This window comes from Nonomuraea longispora (assembly GCF_004348345.1).
In the GTDB taxonomy this organism is placed as follows: Bacteria; Actinomycetota; Actinomycetes; order Streptosporangiales; family Streptosporangiaceae; genus Nonomuraea; species Nonomuraea longispora.
Genome location: NZ_SMJZ01000292.1, coordinates 1 through 7,923, shown reverse-complemented (window position 1 = coordinate 7,923; position 7,923 = coordinate 1). Strand labels below are relative to the sequence as shown.

At 69.1% G+C, this 7,923-nt stretch carries 7 protein-coding genes; 2 read left to right on the top strand and 5 right to left on the bottom strand.

Annotated elements, in window-relative coordinates:
- Positions 1-47: 47 nt before the first annotated feature.
- Positions 48-512, bottom strand: a complete 465-nt coding sequence (locus E1267_RS41045; RefSeq protein ID WP_132341295.1) for a GNAT family N-acetyltransferase — start codon at positions 510-512, stop codon at positions 48-50.
- 99 nt (positions 513-611) lie between these two features.
- On the bottom strand, positions 612-1,331 hold the full coding sequence (locus E1267_RS41040; protein ID WP_246064644.1) for a GNAT family N-acetyltransferase: 720 nt from the start codon (positions 1,329-1,331) through the stop codon (positions 612-614).
- Between the two features lie 290 nt (positions 1,332-1,621).
- Between E1267_RS41040 and E1267_RS41035 the strand changes: the two genes are divergently transcribed.
- Positions 1,622-2,359: a YaaA family protein gene (locus E1267_RS41035; protein WP_165960086.1), complete on the top strand. Its 738-nt coding sequence runs from the start codon at positions 1,622-1,624 to the stop codon at positions 2,357-2,359.
- Positions 2,360-2,442: 83 nt separating this feature from the next.
- Here E1267_RS41035 and E1267_RS41030 read toward each other — a convergent pair whose 3' ends face one another.
- From E1267_RS41030 to E1267_RS41020, 3 genes are all read right to left on the bottom strand, one after another.
- The gene (locus E1267_RS41030; RefSeq protein WP_132341293.1) at positions 2,443-4,101 is read right to left on the bottom strand and encodes an RNA polymerase sigma factor; all 1,659 of its coding nucleotides are present in this window, start codon (positions 4,099-4,101) and stop codon (positions 2,443-2,445) included.
- A gap of 242 nt (positions 4,102-4,343) precedes the next feature.
- The gene (locus tag E1267_RS41025; protein WP_132341291.1) at positions 4,344-6,437 is read right to left on the bottom strand and encodes a SpoIIE family protein phosphatase; all 2,094 of its coding nucleotides are present in this window, start codon (positions 6,435-6,437) and stop codon (positions 4,344-4,346) included.
- 244 nt (positions 6,438-6,681) lie between these two features.
- Complete coding sequence (locus E1267_RS41020) at positions 6,682-7,251, bottom strand: HhH-GPD-type base excision DNA repair protein (protein WP_132341289.1); 570 nt, start codon at positions 7,249-7,251, stop codon at positions 6,682-6,684.
- A gap of 154 nt (positions 7,252-7,405) precedes the next feature.
- On the opposite strand from E1267_RS41020, the gene E1267_RS41015 reads away from it, so the two are divergent.
- Positions 7,406-7,630 (top strand): hypothetical protein, encoded by a 225-nt coding sequence (locus E1267_RS41015; RefSeq protein ID WP_132341287.1) that lies wholly within the window; start codon positions 7,406-7,408, stop codon positions 7,628-7,630.
- Positions 7,631-7,923: the final 293 nt, after the last annotated feature.

Sequence of the window (7,923 nt, the reverse complement as noted above, 5' to 3'; positions counted from 1 at the left end):
GGGCACGCCCGGGGTCGCCGCGCTGCGTGCATCCGGCCGTCGCCTGTTCAGGCTTCCCCCGCGGTTCCGGCAGACCTGCACAGGTAGAACACTTCTGGGTCACCGTCGTCGAGACCGTGCACCATCCCTACCGACCGCCAGCCGATCCGCTCCAGCAGCCGCTGCATGGGATGATTGGACAGGTTCGTCGACGTGAACAGCTTCCCGGTCCTGCACGAGGCCGCCGCGGCACGCAGGAGCCGCTCGCCGACGCCGTGACCCCGGGCGGGCTCGGCGACCATGAGCATCGTCACGAAGCCCTGCTCGAAGAAGGTGTACTCCACCACGCAGTAGCCGACGAGCCCGGTCGGCGTGTCGGCCACAAGGACGGCACCGTCGCGACACCAACGTTGGATGGCGGCGCGCCGCTCGCCACCGTCGGATCCCGCGACCGGGTCAAGGGTCACGAGGTGCTCGACATCCGCCGCACTCCCCGCTCGGACTGACAGTGCGCGAAAGCCGTCGGCCTTCATCAACGTGACTTTCCTCTCTCGTCGCAGGACTCATCCGGACGTTTCACAATTGTTCGCTGGGCACGTCCGGGACGTCGCATGTTCGCTCAGACCGGCAAGTCACATCCGCTGCCCGGACCGGCGCTCCGCCACCCGGTAGTGATACCTTCCCGTGATCTCGAACCCTTCGCCCCGGTAGAGAGCCTGCGCCTGCTCGTTCCTGGCAGTGGTGACGAGGTAGGCGGAGCCCGTGCCCGCGTGCCGCACCAGTGCCCGCAGCACCGCGCGCGCCAGCCCCCGCCGCCGGGCGCCGGGCAACGTGGCCATGCAGTAGACGCCCAGCACGTCCCCCTGAGGCACACCGCGCCCGACGGACAGCGCCACACCATCCTCCTCATATGCCGCATACCAGGCAGGCACCCCGGTGCAGATGCGTTCCGCGTCCGAGAGGCCCGCGCCGTAACGCCCGTCCACGGCCCACCATGTCTCCAACCAGCCCTGCCACGGCCGATCCTCGATCCGCACCTTGTACGCGGGCCCGTGTCCCGGCGTCCCGGCCATGATCACGGTAGGGTCGACCAGCCCATACCCTCTTCGCTCCAGCTCCTCGTCCAGGCCGGGCCCGGCCGCGGGACCCAACGAGAAGACACAGCGCTGCCCGCGCGTGTCGTAGAACGCCTCAGCGGCCTCGATGGCAGCGCCGAGATCGGCAGGGGCATGCAGCGGGAGCACGGAGTTGGCCCGTTTGGTCACGCCCCCGGCGTACCGCAGCATCCACCCGTCGTGCACACGCTGCTCGTAGGCAGGCCAGGCCTCATGTACCAGCAGATCGAACTCCACCCGCGCAGCCTAACCACCCCGCCCACATGGGCCGGACCGAGGAACGCCGACATGGCACCCCCGACCCTGACCGCGGACCGGAACCACGGTTGGCCGATCACCCGGGAAGGCGTCACAGTGCGGAGGACGGTCATCGATTCGGCGAAGCGGGCGGCCCAGGGAGCGCCGTTGCGGCGCTCAGCCGTCTCCGCCTGGTGAGCGTCTCCCTGAACAGAGCCCAGCCCAGGTCGGCGACTGGGGTCAACCTGGCCTGCCGTAAAAGAATGAAGCCTCCCCCTAGGCTGAGCACTGTGATGATTGTGTTGCCGCCGTCTGAGGGGAAGGCGGCGCAAGGCAGCGGCCCGCCGGTCGGCCAGTTGTCGTTCCCCGCCCTGGACGGGTCCCGCAAGCGGGTGATGACCGCGCTCGTGCGCGCGTCCAAGCGCCGTGACGCCATCGGCGTGCTCGGCCTGACGCCGGGCCTGGCGGGCGAACTGGCGAGAAACCTCGCTCTGAAGACGGCTTCCACGTTGCCCGCCGCCGACCTCTACACCGGCGTGTTGTACGACAATCTCGGGCTGCGCACTCTGGCCGGCGAGGCATGGAGCCGGGCTGAGGAGTCGGTGCTGATCTTCTCCGGCCTCTGGGGTATGGTGCGGATCACTGACCCGATTCCGCCCTACCGGCTGTCGATGGGCGTCAACCTGCCTCCGCTCGGAGGTCTGGGCACGTTCTGGCGGCCGCGGATCTCGAAGGTGCTGGACGGCGTTCCGGGGCTGGTGGTGGATCTGCGCTCGGCGACCTACGCGAGCGCCTGGCAGCCCGGGGAACGCTCGGTGACGGTCCGGGTGTTCAGGGACGGCAAGGTCGTCAGCCACATGGCCAAGGCGACCAGAGGTGAGATCGCCCGTGCGCTCCTGCAGGAGGGCACCACGCCCACTAGCCCTGAAGAGCTGGCCAAGGTGCTCGACGCGCTCGGCTACCGCGTCGAGGTGGCACCGCCCGCCCGCGCCGGTCGCCCTTGGACACTGGACGTGCACGTCTCGTGACCACCTGCCCCACCGCCCGAAACGCCGCCGCCCCGCCCGGACGGGTCCGGGCGGGACGGCGGTGTGGTGCGGATGCGGTCGAGTCAGTCCAGGTAGTCGCGCAGGACCTGGGAACGTGACGGGTGGCGCAGCTTGGACATGGTCTTCGACTCGATCTGGCGGATGCGCTCACGGGTGACCCCGTAAACCTTGCCGATCTCGTCGAGGGTCTTCGGCTGGCCGTCGGTGAGCCCGAAGCGCATCGACACGACGCCCGCTTCCCGCTCCGACAACGTGTCGAGAACGGAGTGCAGCTGCTCCTGGAGCAGCGTGAAGCTGACGGCGTCGGCCGGGACGATGGCCTCGGAGTCCTCGATGAGGTCGCCGAACTCGCTGTCGCCCTCCTCGCCCAACGGGGTGTGGAGGGAGATGGGCTCGCGGCCGTATTTCTGGACCTCGACGACCTTCTCGGGCGTCATGTCGAGCTCACGGGCCAGCTCTTCCGGCGTGGGCTCGCGACCGAGGTCCTGCAGCATCTGCCGCTGGACCCGGGCCAGCTTGTTGATCACTTCGACCATGTGGACCGGGATGCGGATGGTCCGCGCCTGGTCGGCCATGGCACGCGTGATCGCCTGCCGGATCCACCACGTGGCGTAGGTGGAGAACTTGTAGCCCTTGGTGTAGTCGAACTTCTCGACGGCCCTGATCAGGCCCAGGTTGCCTTCCTGGATCAGGTCGAGGAACAGCATGCCGCGGCCGGTGTAGCGCTTGGCCAGCGAGACCACGAGCCGGAGGTTGGCCTCCAGCAGATGGTTCTTCGCGCGGCGGCCGTCTTCGGCGATCCACTCCAGCTCGGCCTTGACGTCGACGGGCAGCCCTTCGGACTCGCCGCCGCCGAGCTGCTCTTCAGCGAACAGGCCGGCCTCGATGCGCTTGGCCAGCTCGACCTCCTGCTCGGCGTTGAGCAGGGGGACCTTGCCGATCTGCTTGAGGTAGTCCTTCACCGGGTCGGCGGTGGCGCCCGCGGCGGCGACCTGCGCCACGGGGGCGTCATCGTCGTCGTCGGAGAGGATGAGGACTTCTTCCTCGGTCTTCTCCACGGTGACCTCGACGGCCTTGGGCTCCTCGGTTTCCTCGTCGGAGTCGGAGTCGGAGTCACCCTCCGCGTCGGAGTCACCCTCGGCGACGATCTCCTCGTCGTCGACTTCGATGTCATCGAGGTCGTCCAGCTCCACGTCGCCGTCGAGCTCGATGTCCTCTTCGTCCGCGTCGGCCTTCGGGGCCTCGGATGCCTTCGGCTTGGTCTCGGCAGGCCCAGCGCCCTTCGGCTCGGCCTTCTTGGCGGCGGCGGCGGCCGCGGCCTTCTTCGCCGCCGGAGCGGCCTTCTTGGCAGGGGCCGCCTTCTTGGCGGCCGGCTCGGCTTCAGCGGTGCCCACGACCGCGGTCACGGTCTCGGGCTGCTGCTCTTTGGCGGCCGCCGCCGTCTTGGTCTTGACGGGGGCGGCGGTGCGGCGCTTTGCTGGACCACGAGACTTCTTCGGCGCAGCCGAATCCGCGGCGGTCACCACCACGGTCACGCCCTCTTTGCTGAGGTTCCGCAAGAACGCGGCGGCGTGCGACATGGGGATGTCCGCCTCCTCGAAGGCCTGACGGACATCCTCAGACTCGAGGAAACCCTGCGAGCGCCCACGCTCGAGCAGTCGCTGAATGACGGGCTCGTTCAGCTCTTGTGGCTTCGAGCGAGTCGAACTTGCAGGCGACACGAACACCTCTCGAACGAACGCGTGGCGACAATGGACCCAGATGCCCGCTGGGGGGCTGTTGCCTCTCTCAGAGATCGGTGAGGCCGTGCGGACCGCGACGGACCTGCACAGCATTGTGGCACGACCCCGCACTCCATACGGCCACCTCCCGGCGGTTGACCTCCACCCTAGGCCGACCGAGACAGTAGTGCGTACGTAAGCGGGGCACCGATACCCGAAAGCAACCGTTATGACTGATTCATTCAGTCACTCTTCGTGGCTGGCGGTACGTGAATTGCTAGCGCGGTAACGTCATCATCTTGTTCATATCCAGACAACATCCGGTCAACCAGGAAGTCCAGCAACATATGCGGACTACTCACGACCTCAGGCGGCGCTTCGGTCACAACACTGCAAATCTCTGCGAGACCGGCATCCAGCCCGCGCTTCCGGTTCTCCACGAGCCCGTCGGAGTAGAGCACGGCGGTATGGCCGGGCGGCACCACGAACCGGAACTGCCTGCGGCTGGTCGGCCAGCCTAGCGGAGTGCCGGGCTCGGCGTCGCACAGGATCGCCGTGCCCTGGGGCGAAACCAGCACGGGCGGCGGATGCCCCGCCATGGCCAGCGTGCCCTCACCGGTGACGGGCTCGACGACCATGTAGGCCAGGGTCGTGACCTGCTCCTCCTCTTCCGTGGCCTCGAAGACCCGGTCGAGGCCGGTGAGCACGGCCGCGGGCGGCGGGTTGGTCAGCGCCAGCGCGCGCATGGCGTTGCGGATGCGGCCCATGCCGGCGGCGGCCTTGACGCCTTTGCCCATGACGTCGCCGACCACGGCGGCGACACGCCCGTCCTGCAGCACGAACGCGTCGTACCAGTCGCCGCCGACCTGGACGTGGCGGCTGCCCGAGCGGAAGCGCTGGGCCAGCACGAGGCCTTTGACGACCGGCAGGCGGTCGGGCAGCAGGCTGCGCTGCAGCGTCTCGGCGGTGCGGTGCTCGCGCTCGAACAGCGTGGCCCGCTCGACCGCGAGCGCGCACTGACCGGCCAGCGCCTCCAGGAAGACGCCGTCCTCCTGGGAGATCTTCTGGGGCCGGGTGAAGGAGAATCGGAGCGCTCCCAGAGCCCGTCCGGCCGCCAGCAGCGGCAGCCCCACCCAGGCGCGCTCGTCGCTGTTGGCGAGGTAGTTGCCGAGGACGTCCTCGTCTCCCCCCGCCTCCAGCAGCTGGGCCCTCAGCGACTCGGGAGACTCGGCGAAGACCGGCCTGCGGCTGTTGACCGCCATGGTCATCACGCTGGAGCTGGACAGCGGGATCTCCTCGCCGGACGCGCCGGACGCCTCGGGGATCCCCTCACCGTTGATCAGCTTGAGAGCGGCCCTGTCGGTGTCGAGCAGCGCCACCGCCGAGCGGTCGGCGGCCAGGGCGGTGCGGCCCACGTCGATGATGACCTGCACCACCTGCTCGACCGTGAGCGCCTCCGCGAGCATCGCGGTGGCGCCCTGCAGCCTGGCCGTGCGCAGGGCGGCCGCGCCGAGCTGGTCGGTCAGCCTGCCGCGCATCTCCTCGGCCTCGCGCTGCGGCGTGACATCGGTGTTGGCGCCGACCCACTCGACGACCCGGCCGTGACGGATGATCGGCACGGCCCGCACCTCGAAGTGGCGGTAGCCGCTGGCGCGGGTGCGCACGCGGTAGTTCCACTCGAACATGGTGCGGCCGCGCAGCGCCTCCCTCCAGGCCTCCTCGGTCTGCTGGACCTCGTCCGGATGCACGACGTCCAACCAGCCGTTGGCGAGGTATTCCTCCAGGCCCTGGCCGGTGATGGCGCGCCACTGCGGCGCGTCCTCGACGACCGCGCCCGTGGGCGAGGTGATCCACACGAGCTGGGACTGCGCCTCGACCAGCGATCGGTAGCGCTCCTCGCTGCGGCGCAGCGCCTCCTCGGTCTGGCGGCTCTCGGTCACGTCGAGCCCGATCAGCGCGATCGCCCGCAGCTCGCCGGCGTCGTCGTGGACCGGCGAGAACGACAGCGACCATTGCCGGGTGTCGCCATCCGCCGACCGCACGCGTACGCGGCCCTCGGTGACGGGCGCGTCGCCCTCGATGACGGCCTGCACGGCGTGCGTGATGATCTGGCTCAGGTCGGCGGCCAGCACCTCGACGGGAGGCCGGCCCGCCATGCGCTCCGCGGGCACGCCGACGACGTCGCTGAAGACGTCGTTGACCCGCTGGACGCGGCCGTCGGCATCGAAGAACGCGAAGGCGAACTCCGCCTCCGAGAGCATGCCCCTGAAGAGGGCGGAGTCTGAGATGTCCACATCCGACTCCCGGGGACGGGGAACGGAGGTCTCGGCGCTCATGGTCCGCACCTCCGTCGCGTGCCAGGGTCTCCCACGCGGCACATCTCCATAATCGTGTATCGGCGTAGCGCAGCTCCGGGCGACCGGATCCTGCAGTACATCATCGGCGATGGGCACGCGCGGACGGAAGCCCCCGCCGGTGCCCGGTCGCCTCTAGGGTCTACGCATCCTGTCAAAGTCGCTCCACTTTGCGCAGCAAGATCAGGTTACCGCGCCCGATTGCCGGGACGCTTGCCCGCCACGGCTATCGGGCCTTGGCCGCGCGTTTGGCCTCTTGCTTGGCGGCGCGCACCCGGCTCAGGCTGTCGGCGTCGACCACGTCGGCGACCGACCTTTGTGCACCCTCCTCGCCGTAGGGCCCGGCTGCCTCCCGCCAGCCTGACGGCTGGACCCCCAGTTGCTTGCCCAGCAATGCCAAGAAGATCTGGGCCTTCTGCTTGCCGTATCCGGGAAGGGCGTTCAGTCGTTTGAACACGTCCTTGCCGTCGGCGGCCTCGGCCCAGATCCGCTCGGGCCGGCCGTCGTGGTGCTCGACCAGGTAGGCCGCGAGCTGCTGGATGCGGCCCGCCATCGCCTTGGGATAGCGGTGCACGGCCGGCGGCTGCGCCAGCAGCGCGGCGAACTCCTCCGGATCGTAGGAGGCGAGCTCCTCGGCGGTGAGGTCGTGCCCCAGCCGCTGCGAGATGGTGTAGGGCCCCGTGAACGCCCACTCCATGGGGATCTGCTGGTCGAGCAGCATGCCGACGAGCAGGGCGAGCGGGCTGCGGCCGAGGAGCTCGTCTGCCTCGCTCCGCTGGGCGAGCTGGATGCGCATGGAGACAGCTTCGCATGAAAGGGCACCGGGTGAAGTGAACACAGGCGTCGTGGAGCCTTGACACCCGTCCGAGAAAGGGTGGAATGAGAACGCAAGTCGCCCTGCAGACGTTCCTGGGGGTTTGCCCCTGGGCATCCAGAGGAATCTCACTCCTATGCTCGCTCTGGCCACACGGTTCCTGCGCGAACCGGTCAGTCTCAGGCTGGCCGAAGAGTTCCTGACCGTACCCGTGGACACCATCGACCGCTGCGTGGCCGACGTGTGCGCGTGTGCGCAGCATCTGGGTGTCACCGCGACCCCGGAGATCGTGGAACGCATCGCCCGCGAACACCTGCTCGCGATCGTGAACTCCGCGCCTCCGCCGCGGAGCCCCCGCTGACGTGACGTCGCGGGCGTCCTGCGACGTTCCCGCAGGACGCCGGACGCGGGTCACCGGCATGACCCTCCTATAACATCGGGGTCACCGGGCCGTGTTCTCCGCACCGTTCGTGCCTGGAATACGAGAGAGTGAGGGCGTGCGCCGACACCGACGAGATCCCCGGGAGAGCACTCCGCCCGACGACGTGTTCAAGGAGATGGTGCAGGCGGCTCGAGAGCTGCTCGCCGTTCGCACTCCCCTGGACGCGGAGCTGATGGTCTCCGACATGATCGGGGCCTGGTGGGGCCGGCGGG

Coding starts and splice junctions, on each gene's coding strand:
- E1267_RS41045 (WP_132341295.1), bottom strand. CDS start 512: ATGAAGGCCGACGGCTTTCGCGCACTGTCAGTCCGAGCGGGGAGTGCG.
- E1267_RS41025 (WP_132341291.1), bottom strand. CDS start 6,437: ATGAGCGCCGAGACCTCCGTTCCCCGTCCCCGGGAGTCGGATGTGGAC.
- E1267_RS41020 (WP_132341289.1), bottom strand. CDS start 7,251: ATGCGCATCCAGCTCGCCCAGCGGAGCGAGGCAGACGAGCTCCTCGGC.
- E1267_RS41015 (WP_132341287.1), top strand. CDS start 7,406: ATGCTCGCTCTGGCCACACGGTTCCTGCGCGAACCGGTCAGTCTCAGG.